Origin of the sequence: Prevotella sp. HMSC073D09 (assembly GCF_001814145.1) — a bacterium.
Classification (GTDB): Bacteria; Bacteroidota; Bacteroidia; order Bacteroidales; family Bacteroidaceae; genus Prevotella; species Prevotella conceptionensis.
Genome location: NZ_KV815038.1, coordinates 36,638 through 52,319, shown reverse-complemented (window position 1 = coordinate 52,319; position 15,682 = coordinate 36,638). Strand labels below are relative to the sequence as shown.

The window sequence follows — 15,682 nt, the reverse complement described above, 5'->3', positions numbered from 1 at the left end:
AAAGCGAGTGATAACTCCTTAACTCCATAACTCCCAAAAACAACTCCCTTGCATATGGCTTAACTCCTAACGAGCAAAGCGAGTGATAACTCCTTAACTCCATAACTCCTAAAAACAACTCCCATGCATACGGCTTAACTCCTAACGAGCAAAGCGAGTGATAACTCCTTAACTCCATAACTCCTAAAAATAACTCCTAATAAAAAATGGACCCAACAAAAACATATCCCGCACTGATGTCGGGCAAGAAAATAATGTACGTTCACGGCTTTGGCTCGTCGGGTCAGTCGGGAACAGTAACGCTCTTGCGTACACTTATGCCCGCGGCCACCATCATCGCGCCCGACCTCCCTCTGCATCCTGCCGAAGCATTAGAACTATTGAAGCAAACATGCGATGCCGAAAAGCCCGACCTCATCATCGGAACATCAATGGGCGGCATGTATGCCGAGATGCTTAGAGGCACAGACCGCATACTGATTAACCCCGCATTCGAGATGGGCGACACGATGGTGAAACACAATATGGTGGGTAAACAGACCTTTCAAAACCCGCGAACAGACGGCATACAAGACTTTATTGTAACTAAGGCCTTGGTAAACGAGTACAAGGAGATTACCACATTGCTATTTAATGGCATCGACGAGGCTGAACAACAACGCGTAATAGGACTTTTCGGCGACGAAGATACGAGCGTAGATACCTTCGACCTCTTCGCCCAACACTACCCCACGGCCATACGCTTTCACGGTGGACATCGACTAACCGACAAGATAGCGATGCACTATCTGGTGCCGCTGATACGCCAAATTGACGATAAGCAGACGGGCCGACAACGCCCTATCGTGTTCATCCACGCCAATACACTGGCCGACAGCTACCAAAAGCCGATGCCCAGCATGCACAAAGCCTACGAAATGCTCATCGAAAACTATGATGTTTACATACTTGCACCATCGCCAACAAACGTTCCCGAGCATCTAACGGCACAGCTGGCATGGGTGGAACAATACCTCAATGCACCTGCATTCAACCGCGTAGTGTTCTGCAACAACACCAATCTGCTCTATGGCGACTACCTTATCTCGCGCCACGAGCACCCCAACTTTCTTGGTTCGTCCATCCTTTTCGGCGGAAACGACCTCAAAACATGGGACGACGTCATCGTGTTTTTCGACCGACTTGGCGGACAATAACCCCATTTACGACTACCATTGTCACGCGCCAACTAAGTTTTTACGCTCGTGTGTTAGCAATTTGTAACCGTAGAATGCTGCTTGTAGCCCCTGTACAAGGCCTCTTGTACGCGCCCAAATGGGTTTCAACACAATTCGTTACGCTTAGCCATAGAGGCAGCAGGCACACCCCTTGCCATGCCACCGATGGTACATACCCGCGCAACAACTGCGAGCAGAGCGCGTTTCTAGGGGCATATACACACATAAAGAATGGCGTTGCGAGTATGCCTTTGGCTACTCGCAACGCCATTCTTTTTGTTTTGTGCTACATCTATGCAACAAGCACGATGCCTAAGCCTCATGGTTAGGGGCGGTCGGCGGCTTTCGTTCCGAACGCCGAAGGCCTTTCGCCCATCACAAATTCGAGTGTTCCACCCTTCATAATGTCCTTATAGTCGATGTACGAACGGGTGTACATCTTGCCGTTAAGCTTAGCACTCTGAATATAGATGTTCTTGGCACTGTTGTTTTTGGCCTCAATGGTAAACGTTTTGCCGCCACCAACGTTCACCACAGCTTTCTTAAAGAGTGGCGAACCAAAGATATACTTGCCGCCAGCAGGCTCAACCTGATACAATCCCATAGAAGAAAGGATGTACCAAGCCGACATCTGCCCCACATCTTCGTTGCCGCTAAGTCCGTCGATGCCGTCGGTGTAAAGCGTATTCATCACTTGTCGCAACTTGGGTGCGGCCTTCCAGGGCATACCCACATAGTTGTACATATATATAATGTGGTGACTGGGTTCGTTGCCATGGGCATATTGGCCGATAAGTCCCGATATGTCGGGCGACGCATCGGCACCCATCTTACCTTCTAGAATAAAAAGTGAGTCGAGTTTTGCCACAAATGGCTTGTCGCCACCAAAGCATTGCACCAACCCGTGCACATCGTGAGGCACCAACCAAGCATATTGCCATGCGTTGCCCTCGGTGTAATCGTCTTGGCGATGCACCGAATTGAAGGGGTCGAACGGCTCGCGGAACTTGCCATCCGATGTTTTTCCACGCATAAAGCCCGTGTTCTTGTCGAAGTAATGGTCTTTATACGACTGGCTACGCTTTAAAAAGTACTTGTAATCTTCGGTTCGTCCCAGCTGTTTGGCAAGCTTGGCAATGCCGGCATCGGCCAAGGCGTACTCCAATCCCTTAGCAACGGTTTCGTATTCGGGGTCGAGGTCGCAAGGCAGATAGCCGTATTTTTTGAGCAAACTCATTCCACGCTCGTCGCGCATAGCCGATGCTTTGGCCGCCTCTAGCACCTTATTCTTATCCACATCAAAGCCTTTCAGGGCAATGTCAATCAGCACGGGGATGCCCGGATTGCCCACCATGCAGTCGGTTTCGTTGCCTACGAGGTGCCAAACGGGCAACTTGCCCTGCTGTTCGTAGATATGCAGCATGGTTTGTGCTATGTCGCGTTGCTTTTCGGGATGGATAATGGTCATCAACGGATGGGCAGCGCGATAGGTATCCCACAGCGAAAAGGTGGTGTAGTTTTTGAAATCGCCGCGATACACCTTACCGTCGGCTCCGCGATAGTCGCCGTTAACATCGTTGAACACCGAGGGGGCGAACATCGAATGATACATGGCCGTGTAGAAAGTGCGGCGTGCAGCATCGTCGTCGGTGGTGATAACAATCTTGCTCAGCTCCTTATTCCATGCCTCGTTGGCCTTAGCCACCGTGCCGCGGAAGTCCCACGCGGGCAGTTCGGCAGCGATGTTGGCGCGCGCATTGTCTTCGCTCACGGGCGAAATTCCCACCTTCACCAGCAGCGGTTCGTCGTTATTGGGGGTTGAAAGCACGGCCAAGCTGTCGCCTTGGCTCGTAGCCATTGTAACAGGCCGCGAGAATTGGGCCACGAAATACACGCGTTGGTCTTTTGCCCAGCCCGTGGAATAGCGATAACCCGACAGTTCTGTGGGCGAGTTTTGCTTAAACGCGCTCTTCGTCATCTTGTCCCAACCGATGCCTTGCGATAGGTCGAGCCTTATGAAAGCCGTTTGTGCATCTGTTGGATAGCTGTAACGGTGAAACGCAACGCGGGCAGTGGCGGTGAGATCTACCTTTACGCCCGACTTCAACATCACCGAATAATACCCTGGACGTGCGTGTTCGCCCTTGTGCGAGAACATCACATCGTGTTGCGTTGCATCGGTTGTGGGCAGCAAAGCGATGTCGCCCAGGTCGCCAATGCCCGTTCCGCTGAGGTGCATCTGTCCGAAACCGATGATTACCGAGTCGCTGTAATGGTAGCCCGAACACCAGTCCCAACCGCGTTTATATTGCGTTGGCCCAACCTGCACCAGTCCGTAAGGCACGTTTGCGCCCAAAAACACGTGTCCGTGTCCGCCTGTACCGATGTAGGGGTCTACGTATTGGGTAAGGTTTTGCGCCCATGCGCCAATCCCAACCGTGAGAAATGCCGCTAAGGCAAAGAGTTTTTTCATTGTCATGTCTGTTGTTGTTATATTATTGTTTTGTTTTAGAGGGGTTGCGGCAACCTGCCTTTTTCGGGGAGAAACAGGTGCTGCCAATGTATCGTTATCAGCGATGTTTCTCCATGCCGAGCCACATTCTTACGCGCTTAGCCACAGACTTGCCAATCTGTTTAAAGTTGCCGTGGCGCAGGTTGAGCCACAGTTCGATAAAGGCATAACGCGTTTTAATCCACGGATGTCCCCATGCGTGGCGGCGATAAACGCGCTCTTTAAAGGCCACATGCTCGATGATGTGGGGCGGATGCGTAAGGGGAAAGTGCTGCTCGATGCGTTTCATGGTGAAAATGCGGCGCAAAGGAGCAGGCATGGTGTTGAGGGTTGAGAAGTGCGTAGAATCTTCTATCACCCCGATATTGTTTATTTGGTTGCGCGTGGGCATGATGGCCACGCCCGAATTGAGCAGCATCGAGGCCCAGAAAATGGTTTCGTAATAGGCTTTTCCGCTTGCCTTATGGTCGGCACACATCTTTAAAAAGTCGGGACGAAGCTTCCGTTGGGCGATAAGTTGGCGCAGTTGGTTCAGCGTTTCGGGGTCGTCCATAAACCGATAGTCGGCATCCCACGTGTCGATTACCCTTCGCCACGAGGCCCACCCCCAGATGGAGAACACCGAAGTGAAGAAGTAGTCGCCCGAAACATCCTTTGTTTGCTCGTCGCTGTTAAAGCCTGCCACCATCCACACGCGCTCATCGTGTTCGTATCGGTCGAGCATTTCCTTGCAAAAGGGGAAGAAACTCTGCGTGGGCACGTCGTCGTCTTCCAGTACGATGCACTTATCGGCCATCGAGAAAGCCCATTTTTGCGAGATATATTCAGAGGGGTCGCAGCCGTAGTTGCGTTCTTGGTATAGGTGTTTCACGTCGCATTCCCAGTCTATGTCGGCGGCAATGCGGCGGCAAGCCTCAATTCCGGGCATGTCTTTCTCGCCTCGCGGCCCGTCTTGATACAGAAAAAGCCGCGACGGGCGCGCCTCTTTCACCGCCCTGAAAACCTTTTCAAAGGGTTCGGGACGGTTAAAAAACAATATCAATACGGCAACATCTATCTTTGCGGCATGCTTCATAGGGGCAATTTAGTTTGTTTTTGGGCAACCTTTGCCTTTTCGCCGTGCAAAATAAAGCGTAGCGACGTGGCGGCAAACGTGCCTTACGATAATTGTAGCTGTTAGTGGGCGGCCCTCAATGGCCATTCCCTTGCCTTGCAAAGATAAACGTTTTTATTGGCATAGGCAAATGTTAAAGCAAGCACTTACAACACAACAAGTCTAAAACAAGTTAAAAATACATATCAGAATAAGCTTTGTATTGTTTTTTTACATATCTTTGCCACGAGATAATAGAGAGAATACCTTGAAAAATCTTAATGGTGCAGGTTCTGCATCATCGTATCTATTTAGATTATTATTTACTATATCAACTGAATTGTAACAACTAGAATTATGAAAAAGATTTTATTGATGGTGCTATTATTGGCCGTCACGGTGAACGCCTTTTCGCAACGTAGGCGAACTTACAGGCGCAGTTATGCGCGCTCCTCACAATGGTACATCATGCCTAAGGGCGGTTTCAACATCGCCACAGTTACCAACTGGGGTGGAGATGTGCGTCTCGGGTTGGCCTTGGGCGGCGAACTGGGCTGCCGCGTTTCCGACGTGATAACGCTCTCCGGGTCGCTTATCTATTCGCAACAAGGAACCAACACGTGGTTTTACAGCAGGGATTACCGCACGGACATCCATCTCGACTACCTCAACCTGCCCTTCATGGTGCACTTCAACGTGGCGCCGGGGCTTGAGTTAAAGGTTGGTTTGCAACCGGGCATCCTGGTGAACGATGCCGTGACACTAAGAACGGACGGATACAGCTACGACGAAGACTTCCACCGTTCGATGAAACGCCTACACTGGGACGACGGTTACATCGAGTCGGTAGACCTTTCTATGCCTTTCGCCATTTCGTACCAATATCGCCAATTGGTGTTCGATGCACGCTACAACCTCGGCTTAAACAACGTTACCACCCGCTCATGGTGGCGCAACGGGCACAACAGCGTGTTCCAATTCACCGTTGGGTATAAGTTCGATCTTTAAAAATAAATAGCCACACGAGCCACTTTTCGCCCACGCGAGGGGTGGCTTCGTAGGGCTAACAACAGTGCCAACTGCTTTCAAAGGTTTCTCTCGGCTTGGCCGAAAAAACATATCATAGTATCAAACAACAACAAAACATTTATTTAAATGAAGAAGTTTACTACCCTTTGCCTGTCGTTGCTGTTCGCAACAACGACATTCGCGCAAGCCGAATCTGGCACATTCAGTCTGCAACCCAAAGTGGGATTGAACCTAAGTAACATCCTAGCATCGGATGAAAACCTTGACATGAAAGCAGGCCTGGTAACTGGTTTAGAGCTCAACTATCAGATTAACCAACTTATTGCCCTGTCTTTTGGAGGACTTTACTCGCAACAAGGTGGAAAGCAGAGCATTAACGGCACAGATGTGACTTTAAAACTTGATTACTTTAACATTCCTTTACTCATCAATTTCTATGTAACAAAGGGGCTAGCCTTCAAAACAGGCTTACAACCTGGTTTCTTGGTGAACGACAAAGCATGCGTAAAACGCAATGGAACAAGCATAGACATGAGCGTGGAGCAATTTGTTCACCTTGTCCCACAGTATAGCAACGTTGAGCTGCGCAAGTTCGATGTGGCCATTCCCATTGGCGTATCATACGAATTTAGTAATGTGGTAATTGATGCACGATATTGTGCAGGTTTAGTTCCATTGTTCGACGATTCGCGTTCGTCAGACAGGCACAGCGTGTTCCAGCTTTCAGTTGGGTACAAGTTCGATCTTTAAACATACACAGCACCACGAGCCACGCTTCGCCCACGCGAGGGGTGGTATCGTGGAGCTAACATCAATGCCAGGAGGTAAGCAAAGGCCGAAAGCCGGCCTAACACACTTACAGGGAGATGTGCGAACAGTCACGAGAAGCTGCTCGCCCAGCTCCCTTTCGTTTTCCGTTTCGCGCACTTTCTCGCCTTGTCACGCACTTACCCCATGCGCCAACAGCCTAAGTTACGGAGCTATTGGCCTTTCAATTACGGACTTTTCCCTGCGTTAACCCCATCCCCCCGTTACGCTTACTAACCCGAAAACACAGGCATTGGCCACACATTACATGCCCCAGGAGCCAATCAACTAAACCAACTGCACAGCAAAAAAAACACACGCACAAGATTTGTTTTAACTTTTTCGTGCGATAATTCGTTAAACAACTTTGCTAAATGTAAAAGAAATTGTATCTTTGCAGCACAATATCAAAAGATTGATAACTTAATTCCTCGATAATAGATGAACATTAAAACAACCCCAAAAAGAAAGCTGAAAGTTCTTGCAACCCTATTGTTGGGCATCGCTCCAATGGCGATGTTCGCCCAATTCAATCGCACAACATTTTTCATGGAAGGCGTAAGTTTCAAGCAACAGCTTAATCCCGCACTTGCACCTTCGCGCGGATATGTCACCGTTCCCTTTGTGGGCTCAATCAACGCGGGCGTTAGTTCTAACGCCATCTCGTCTGAATATTTCTCTGACATACTGAACAGCTCAAAGACAGCCGACTACTTTACCACCGACAAATTCATCAACCAACTGAAAGACAACAACCGCCTGAACATGTCGTTGGCCAGCGATTTGGCCGCTGCGGGCTGGTGGGCCGGCGATGGTTTCTGGAACGTTAACCTCAGCTTAAGGCTCGATTTGGATGCAAACGTTAAGCGCGACGTGTTCGAATTCATGCGTGCTTCGCGCGGTTTAAGCGAACAATCGTGGGCCAATGCCAACCTGCACACCAATGGTATGCAGGCCAAAATCAACTCGTACATGGAGGCAGGCGTGGGCTACACAAGGCCTTTTGGCGACCGACTGGTGCTGGGAGCCAAGGTTAAGCTGCTCTTTGGCATCGCAGACATCAACATGAAGGTAGACGAAATTACCATGCAAACCAACCTGCGAGATATTGCAGCCAACCAAGACTGGTCGACAATTACCGAAGAACAGCTGCAAAAGGTTAAGGGAAAGGCCACCATCAAGGCGCGTGCAGAGGTGCAAGGCTCGATGGCGGGCTTGACTTTCGTTACCGACGACAAAAAGTACGTAGACAAAATTGACATTGATGGCGGCGGTGGTCTTGCCGGTTTCGGTGCAGCAGTAGACCTTGGAGCAGCCTATAAGCTTGGCCGCGACTTTACCCTATCGGCAGCCTTGCTCGACCTGGGTTTCATTTCGTGGGGTCAAGGCAAAACCATCAATGGTGTTTCCGACTTTAATCGCGAGTACGATTTCGACGGCGTACACGCAGGCGAGCACCGCCGTGAGTTCAGAAAAACCATAGAAAGCGGCGACGTGTTTAACTCAGACCTGTGGAACTTAAAGGCCGAAGAGAGCAAATCGCGCACCACTTCGCTACGCACCACCATGGTGTTGGGCGCACAATACAAGCTGCTCGAAGACAAGTTGACCGTTGGCGCGCTCTCCACCACACGCTTTGGCGAGGTAAATACGCAATCCGAACTGACCCTTGCAGGCAATTACAGCTTTAACCGCCACATCGGCATCGCCCTTAGCTACTCGATGATACAAAGCCAAGGCAAGGGCTTGGGACTTGGTTTCAAGCTTGGCCCTGTTACATTGGCCACCGATTATATGTACTTCGGGCAAGATACGCGCACGATTAGTGGCATGATTGGCATAAGCATCCCCTTAGGAAGCCGCCGCGAAGGGATGTTCTAATTCTATTCTTCTCGGCCTAAACAACTTACCCCCTGCCCCTTCTCAACGTGGGCAGGGGGTAAATTGCTTTTAGCAGAACACCAGATAGTCAATCGTCTGCTTATGGCTCTTCCCATCCCAATCGACAGATTATGCCACCAAATAGACCCACAAACTTACCTACTTACCAACTAAAACAACTTACAAACCCATAAACCTAGCAACTTATAAAACCACAAACTGACCTACTAAACAACTAAACAACTTATAAACTCATAAACGTACCTACTTATAAACTCATAAACTACTAACTTATAAACTCACAAACCAACCTACTTACCAACTAAAACAGCTTACAAACTCATAAACCTACCAACTTAAAAAACCTTACAAATATTTTACAAAACACCTCTTGTTCGCCACACCCTTCTAGAAAAAAACAAGAGCTTTTAGCAGGCAATTAGCCGTTTTTTACAGCCTTACACGACATGCTTTCTGTCCATTTTTAAGAACATTACGTGCATTTAGCACCATTTTGCCTTTCTATTTGGTTGCTGGTTCGTCATTTTTTCATGCCCAAAAACCTGCTTTTAACCACTAAAAACCTACTTTTAAAAGCGTTTTTTGCCCTCATCCAGCACCTATTTTCACCCAAAATTGAACATTTATGCCTCTGCATACAATGTATATTAATACATTTCGCCTTGCGTTTTGGTGCTAAATACCTTGCGTTTTGATGCAAAATGCACTGCGTTTTGATGCTAATTGCACTGCGTTTTGGTGCAAAATACACTGTATTTTGGTGCTAATTGCAGTCCATTTAGCCACAAATCGCAGTTTTTGGGCATCTAATGGCACAACAATCTGTATATTTTGCACATTTATGCAAAACAAAATGGCCGTGTCTGTATTTATACCCCACCCCCCTTTTGCACCAAATAAACCTCCGCGAGAATCGATTTTTTCGGGCCGAAGGGCAGTTGGCGGGAAAAAAACGCACTTATAATGTTAAAATTCTTACTGAAAAGCTGACAAAAGATGGGTAGTTGACGAAATAATCAGTTGACGAGTTGACAAGTTGACAAGTTGACGAGAGGACTAGTTGACGAGATATTCAGTTGACTAGTTAACAAGTTGACAAGTTGACGAGAGGACTAGTTGACGAGTTGACCAGTAGACAAGTTGACGAGATTGGGAGTTAACGAGATAACAAGTTGACAAGTTAACAAGAGGCGTTGTTGACAAGTTAACGGGCGGGATGGTTCACAAACATCATGCTTTTGTTGATGAACGAGTGGTCGGGACAACAAGTTATGGGCGAAAGCAAATGGGGGTATCATTACACGTTGGCGTGGGGCAAAGGCCGATTGGGGTTACAGTGCAGCGCCGTTTCGACTTAGCTTTAACATCCATATAGATAAGCTTTATCTGCAACAACCACAGCCAGTTACAGCCAACAACGTGCCGCCTTCGCCGTGTTTCGGCCTGAAGCGCTGCACGCACTCCGATTGATTTACATCAATTCAGATAGTTAAAGGTTGTTTTTTTTTGGAGATATTCCTTAATACCCGTACCTTCGCAACTGAAATCAGGCATGCCGCAATGCAAGTTAGAGAGGCAAGGTTGCGGCATCAGGAGTTAAGGGGACGCATTCAACCCCAATATCGCTCCTTATTGACACATATCTATATTTGCATAACGCATCTTAACTGATAGAAAAAACTGCTAAATAGCTAGAAGTATTCTTGACAACTCAACCGTCTACGGATGGTTAGCAATCTAAACTTTCATTCAAGAAGGATGGATAACAAACAACAGCACCTGTTAAAATGATGTAAGCCCCATTATAGATATGGTGGGCAGAACGCCGTGTTTTCTTACGAAAAACGGTTTGGGCAGGCTCGTACTACCCTTACTCTCTCGGTTTATTTGGATTAAAAAGAATTTAAATCAGGCAAAAAGATTATCACTCAAACAACGACAGAAATATGAACAAACAAGAACTTAGAAAGAAACCCTACACTGCGGCGCAGTGTACAATAGTTAATGTAGAAGCCGAAAGTTTCTTCTGCGGCAGCAAAGGAAACTACCCCGTTGAAGAAGAACCTTGGCAGCCAGGTGGAAACGCCGGTACGGGTGGTGGCACTGTTGGTGGTGCAAAAGGCACAATGTTCGACGAGGACGTCGATTTTGAAGAAGGATTAGGTAATTAAACAATAAGAGAAAAATGAGCAAACATACTATTTTATCAGGCTTCTTGGGCGTGGCCCTAATGGCTTTCGCTGCTTGTAGCAACGAAAGAGAAGAAGCGAAACAGAATGACGTGAACGCTTTGCAAGACATTGCGTTTAAGGTAGACTTTGAAGGCTACAATGCCGACGGACAAAAGCGCGAAACACGAACGGCCGGTAACGACGTTCTGGCCGAAGGACAAGGCATAGACTTGGGCGACGGCCTTTTGGCAGACTACACCTTGAAGTACGATGCACAAGAGGTAAGCCCCGTGCAAACAAGGGCCCAGGGCAGCAGCACGTACACCATGCTGGTGTTCGATGCCGCAACCAAGGCGTTTAAGGGTGAAATGAAGGGTTCGGTTTCTGCCGGCGGTTTCGTACCCGACAAGTCTAGCCCAGCCATTACGCTTGCGGCGGGCAAGTACGACTTTGTTCTGTACAACAATAAATTCACCCGCAACGGCAACAACCTTACCGTGGCTCGCGCAGATGCTAGTACGGCATTCTTCGGGCGCACCACACAAGACATCGCAACGGCAACAAACAAGCCGACGGTGAGGTTCACTTTGAAACGTCCTGCTGCACTAATCAAGATTAAGGTGAACAGCAGCATCGTTCCGGGCACAGGCTTAAAGGCCAAGCTCGAAGGCATCAACGCCAACGCCGTGCCAGCTTCTGCCACCTACAACGCAGCCACTGGCACATGGACTACCGCAGCGGGCGCGCCAATGTCTGCCAACCTCACCTTCCCCGCAGCCCAAAAGGTGGGCAACGCATACACCACCGTAAGCAACGAAGGGGTGGTTGTACTAATGTCTACCGAAGTGAGCAAGCTGAAACTAACGTTCACTGCTGGCATGATTTACAATGTAGACCTGCTAAACAAGGAGTTTACCTTTAACAAAGGCCTCACCTTGGAACCTAACAAGTCTTACGAACTCAATGTTAATCTAAACTTTGCCGGACATCAGTATCTGTTTACCGATGGTTCGGTGGGTGGCATCAATGAATCCATCTACGGTGGCGGTAGAAAAACGCCCGCTGCTTTGGTTGTTGACAAGGCGAATAGAATAGCCATTGCCCTTACTGATGCAAGAGATCCAAATGAAGGTGAAACGGTTACTTGGTGTGAAAGAAGATTTTACAACACCCAATGTAATGGGAAAAATACGGTTCTTCCGTTAAATGGATAGATTTGTACAATAATTAACTTTTACGGGTAAACAGATTCGCCACCTAATAAGGCAACAACAGAAAATATAACTAACTAAAAATGAGGATAGTAGAAATGGCGAGAAATGATATTAAAAATTCATCCTTACTAAAAACAAAATTCCTCATCTACGCATTTAACGGAAGAACCAAAAATACTCCCGTCTTGAGTTGGGCTCTAACTAAACCTTTCTACATGTCAAGCGGTTACAAAGAAACTTGGGAGGGTAGGTACAGCGAAGGAACCATTGGTTTAAAGGCACACTCTACCAGTTTCCGTGCTTTTAAGATTGCAGCCGAGTACACTCCAGCTGCTGGTACACCATCGTCATGGAGATGGTTCTTACCCTCGTATTCAGACTGGAAAGCTGCTTTTGGCATGCTTGGCTTTGGAGATACCAGTCAAGTTAAGGATGCAAACCAAAGGTATAGCTGGAATGGAAGCATTGTTGACAAGCTATTTAAACAAGCTGGTGGCAAGACAATTCTGAATAAGCATTACTGGACCAGCACAGAATACCAAACAACCGAAGCAGGAACGGTTAATCCAACTGCGGACGGCATGGCATGGTATTCTCAAATAAAGGGAGCTAGAACTCATGTTCGTCCTTTCATTAAATTTTAATTTATGAAAGGTAGCGCGAATTGCGCAACCGATAACGCTAGAAGGGGTGCATCAGGCATTGGTGCACCCGCTTTTGGCTAAACAAGAAAATTAAGATGAAGTAGTGTAATCTTAACTTGACGATGTTTTGAGCAACTTACAAGCTTGGAACATCAACCGCGTTGTTAAAGTGGTTAACGCGGAAACTTAGCAGGAATTTTACTGTGAAGTAAGATTTCTTGTTTATTATCCTCAAATGAAGGCCATGTCATCGCTGTGAAGCGTTTGATATGGCTATATTATTATATGGTGTTGGGGGTGTGTTTATATTGTGCCTGTGAGATTAGCACATAATTGTACCTCCATACACACACTACCACCCATAACCAAAAAGCGGGGGCATCATGGCTAGTGCATGATGCCCCCGCTGTATTTAAAGGGTGGGCTACAAGGGCCGCACAACATAGGCCGAAACCTGCGTTGGGGCGTTAAGATGCAGCCACTTCTTTTACCAAAAGTTCTTCTTTGTCGGGGCACTTGTCTATAACGATGGTGCCACCAAGGGCCAATTCGTCTGAGAGAATGCGCTCGGCCAGCAAGTCTTCGATGTACGTTTGAATGGCTCGCTTTAAGGGACGCGCACCAAACTGCACATCGTAGCCCTTAGATGCAACGTAACTCTTGGCCTCAGTCGTTATTTCCAGATGGTAGCCCAGGTCTTCAACGCGCTTGTAAAGCCCCTTCAACTCGATGTCGACAATGCGGTTGATGGCGTTGAGGTCTAGTTGGTCGAAGGTGATAATCTCGTCAAGACGGTTTAAGAACTCGGGCGCGAACTGCTTGCTAAGGCTCTTTTGGATAATCGAGCGGGCGTATTCCTTGTCTTTCTCGTTCATGTTAAGCCCCAATGCGCCACCCGTGTTAAAGCCTACGCCACGTCCAAACTCTTTCAGCTGCCGTGTTCCGGCGTTCGAAGTCATGATGATAACCGTATTGCGGAAGTCTACCAAGCGACCGTTTCCATCGGTAAGGCGCCCCTCGTCTAGCACTTGCAGCAACAGGTTGAACACATTTCCGTGCGCTTTCTCAATTTCATCGAGCAGCACAATGGAGTAAGGCTTGCGGCGAACACGCTCTGTTAACTGTCCGCCCTCTTCGTAACCCACGTATCCCGGAGGTGCACCCACCAAGCGCGACACGTTAAAGCTTTCGGTGTACTCGCTCATATCTACACGTATAAGGGCATCGTCGCTGCCGAACATAAACTGCGCCAACTTCTTGGCCAAATAGGTTTTGCCCACGCCAGTGGGGCCAAGGAACATGAAAACGCCAATGGGATGGTTGGGCTCTTTTAGTCCAACGCGGTTGCGAAGAATGGCCTTAGTCATCTTTTCGATGGCTGCATCTTGCGCCACAACCGCCTGTTTCAGTTCGTTGGCCATGCCTTTTAGCCTTACGCCTTCGGTTTCTGCCATTCGTTGCACAGGCACGCCCGTCATGATAGATACAACTTCGGCCACCTCTTTTTCGGTTACGGGCTGGCGATTGTCGTTGTCGCCAAACGCCCAAGCGTAGTTCAGTGCCTCCAATTCCTTTTCCAGTCGCAGTTGCATGTCGCGGTAGTTGGCAGCCAATTCGTAGTTTTGGTTCACCACGGCGTTTTGCTTTTTTAGCTTAGCCTCGTCCAATTCCTTCTCCTTTTCGATGATGGCCGGCGGCACTTCCACGTGTTGCAGGTGCACTTTTGCGCCCACTTCGTCGAGCGCATCAATGGCTTTGTCAGGGAAAGCCCTATCTGTGACATAGCGTTCTGTCAGTTTGACACAGGCGCGCAAAGCGTCTTCGGTGTATGCCACGTGATGATGACGCTCGTACCTATCCTTAATGTTCTCTAAGATTTGCAAGGTTTCGTCGGCCGTTGTTGGCTCGACAATCACCTTTTGGAAACGTCTTTCCAACGCACCGTCTTTCTCGATGCTGTTGCGATACTCGTCTAACGTGGTGGCTCCAACGCATTGTATGGTGCCGCGGGCCAACGCCGGTTTCATGATGTTGGCGGCATCCATGCTGCCAGGTGTACTTCCTGCGCCGATGATGGTGTGTATCTCGTCGATGAAAACGATGATGTCGGGGTTGTTCTCTATTTCTTTGAGCAATCCGCGAATACGCTCTTCAAACTGTCCTCGATACTTCGTTCCGGCCACCATACCCGCCATATCCAGGCTCACAATGCGCTTATTAAAGAGCACGGGCGACGTTTTGCGCTTGGCAATGAGCTGAGCCAACCCCTCAACGATGGCACTTTTGCCCACACCCGGTTCGCCAATGATGATGGGATTGTTCTTTTTACGGCGACTGAGAATTTCGGTAACGCGCAAAATTTCCTGCTCCCGACCCACCACGGGGTCGAGTTTATCCTCCATTGCGGCCTGGGTAAGGTCGGTAGAAAAGCTGTCGAGGATGGGCGTTTTGCCGTTTCCCTTAGCCGTTTGCGTGGCTTGCGCACGTTCGTTGCGTTGTGCGCCGCTGTTGCCCGGCATGGGTTCGTCTTCCTCATCGTCGGAAAGTCCGAGGCTATCTTGCGATGGCATGGCCCGCTTTTGCAGGTAAGCCAAGGTGTCTTCGTAGTTCAAGTTGTTGCTTTCGAGCACCTGTTTGGCGGCATTGTCCACGCGGTCGTGCAGCATAGCCAACAAAAGGTGCTGCACATCCACGGTTTGCGTGTTTTGTATGCGTGCCTCCAACACGGCCAATTTCAGGATGTTGTTTGCCATTTCGTTAAGGGCCACCTCGTTGTTGGGCATGGGTACCTGTTGCGCATGCGCCTTAGCCAACTCTTCCAGTTGCAAGCGCATGGCTTCGATGTCGGTGTTCTGCCGTTCGAAGAGTTCGTTTACAGGGCCGCCACTTCCTCTTAAGATGCCCAGCAGCAAATGTTCGGGCCCCACGACGTTGCTGGCCAGCCGCGTTGCCTCTTGGCGACTGAAGGCCAGAACCTCTGAAACCCTGGGTGAAAATTGGCTTTTCATATACTTTATTCCTCCTGTATTTTCGTTTAATAATTACTTAGTTGCCGTTAAGGCGCATTGATTGATGCCTTATCGGGCAACCCTA

Annotated in this window: 10 protein-coding genes; 7 read left to right on the top strand and 3 right to left on the bottom strand. The window is 48.7% G+C overall.

What is annotated here, in order from left to right; genetic code table 11:
* Positions 1-206 precede the first annotated feature (206 nt).
* A complete protein-coding gene (locus HMPREF2955_RS01940; RefSeq protein WP_070720370.1) occupies positions 207-1,196 on the top strand; it encodes a YqiA/YcfP family alpha/beta fold hydrolase in 990 nt (329 codons plus the stop codon).
* Positions 1,197-1,542: 346 nt separating this feature from the next.
* On the opposite strand, the gene HMPREF2955_RS01930 is transcribed toward HMPREF2955_RS01940, so the two are convergent.
* Together HMPREF2955_RS01930 and HMPREF2955_RS01925 are read right to left on the bottom strand one after the other, a co-directional pair.
* Positions 1,543-3,690, bottom strand: coding sequence for a GH92 family glycosyl hydrolase (locus HMPREF2955_RS01930; RefSeq protein WP_070720366.1), 2,148 nt, complete (start codon positions 3,688-3,690; stop codon positions 1,543-1,545).
* Positions 3,691-3,787: 97 nt separating this feature from the next.
* Entirely contained in the window at positions 3,788-4,804 is a 1,017-nt protein-coding gene (locus HMPREF2955_RS01925) for a hemolysin activation protein (protein WP_070720364.1), read from the bottom strand.
* Between the two features lie 375 nt (positions 4,805-5,179).
* On the opposite strand from HMPREF2955_RS01925, the gene HMPREF2955_RS01920 reads away from it, so the two are divergent.
* From HMPREF2955_RS01920 to HMPREF2955_RS01895, 6 genes are all read left to right on the top strand, one after another.
* Positions 5,180-5,830 carry an outer membrane beta-barrel protein gene (locus HMPREF2955_RS01920; RefSeq protein ID WP_083317595.1) on the top strand — a complete coding sequence of 217 codons (651 nt, stop codon included), beginning with the start codon at positions 5,180-5,182 and terminating at the stop codon, positions 5,828-5,830.
* Positions 5,831-5,977: 147 nt separating this feature from the next.
* Complete coding sequence (locus tag HMPREF2955_RS01915) at positions 5,978-6,601, top strand: porin family protein (RefSeq protein ID WP_070720363.1); 624 nt, start codon at positions 5,978-5,980, stop codon at positions 6,599-6,601.
* Positions 6,602-7,099: 498 nt separating this feature from the next.
* Positions 7,100-8,539 (top strand): DUF5723 family protein, encoded by a 1,440-nt coding sequence (locus HMPREF2955_RS01910; RefSeq protein ID WP_070720361.1) that lies wholly within the window; start codon positions 7,100-7,102, stop codon positions 8,537-8,539.
* Positions 8,540-10,506: 1,967 nt separating this feature from the next.
* On the top strand, positions 10,507-10,731 hold the full coding sequence (locus tag HMPREF2955_RS01905; protein ID WP_070720359.1) for a hypothetical protein: 225 nt from the start codon (positions 10,507-10,509) through the stop codon (positions 10,729-10,731).
* 14 nt (positions 10,732-10,745) lie between these two features.
* Positions 10,746-11,945 (top strand): fimbrillin family protein, encoded by a 1,200-nt coding sequence (locus HMPREF2955_RS01900; protein ID WP_070720356.1) that lies wholly within the window; start codon positions 10,746-10,748, stop codon positions 11,943-11,945.
* A gap of 80 nt (positions 11,946-12,025) precedes the next feature.
* On the top strand, positions 12,026-12,589 hold the full coding sequence (locus HMPREF2955_RS01895; RefSeq protein ID WP_070720355.1) for a hypothetical protein: 564 nt from the start codon (positions 12,026-12,028) through the stop codon (positions 12,587-12,589).
* A 467-nt stretch (positions 12,590-13,056) separates the two neighbouring features.
* On the opposite strand, the gene HMPREF2955_RS01890 is transcribed toward HMPREF2955_RS01895, so the two are convergent.
* A complete protein-coding gene (locus HMPREF2955_RS01890) occupies positions 13,057-15,597 on the bottom strand; it encodes an ATP-dependent Clp protease ATP-binding subunit (protein ID WP_070720353.1) in 2,541 nt (846 codons plus the stop codon).
* Positions 15,598-15,682: the final 85 nt, after the last annotated feature.

Bases quoted from the DNA above. Each gene is read 5' to 3' on its own strand.
- HMPREF2955_RS01925 (WP_070720364.1), bottom strand. From the start codon at position 4,804: ATGAAGCATGCCGCAAAGATAGATGTTGCCGTATTGATATTGTTTTTT.
- HMPREF2955_RS01910 (WP_070720361.1), top strand. From the start codon at position 7,100: ATGAACATTAAAACAACCCCAAAAAGAAAGCTGAAAGTTCTTGCAACC.
- HMPREF2955_RS01905 (WP_070720359.1), top strand. From the start codon at position 10,507: ATGAACAAACAAGAACTTAGAAAGAAACCCTACACTGCGGCGCAGTGT.
- HMPREF2955_RS01900 (WP_070720356.1), top strand. From the start codon at position 10,746: ATGAGCAAACATACTATTTTATCAGGCTTCTTGGGCGTGGCCCTAATG.
- HMPREF2955_RS01940 (WP_070720370.1), top strand. From the start codon at position 207: ATGGACCCAACAAAAACATATCCCGCACTGATGTCGGGCAAGAAAATA.
- HMPREF2955_RS01895 (WP_070720355.1), top strand. From the start codon at position 12,026: ATGAGGATAGTAGAAATGGCGAGAAATGATATTAAAAATTCATCCTTA.
- HMPREF2955_RS01930 (WP_070720366.1), bottom strand. From the start codon at position 3,690: ATGAAAAAACTCTTTGCCTTAGCGGCATTTCTCACGGTTGGGATTGGC.
- HMPREF2955_RS01890 (WP_070720353.1), bottom strand. From the start codon at position 15,597: ATGAAAAGCCAATTTTCACCCAGGGTTTCAGAGGTTCTGGCCTTCAGT.
- HMPREF2955_RS01920 (WP_083317595.1), top strand. From the start codon at position 5,180: ATGAAAAAGATTTTATTGATGGTGCTATTATTGGCCGTCACGGTGAAC.
- HMPREF2955_RS01915 (WP_070720363.1), top strand. From the start codon at position 5,978: ATGAAGAAGTTTACTACCCTTTGCCTGTCGTTGCTGTTCGCAACAACG.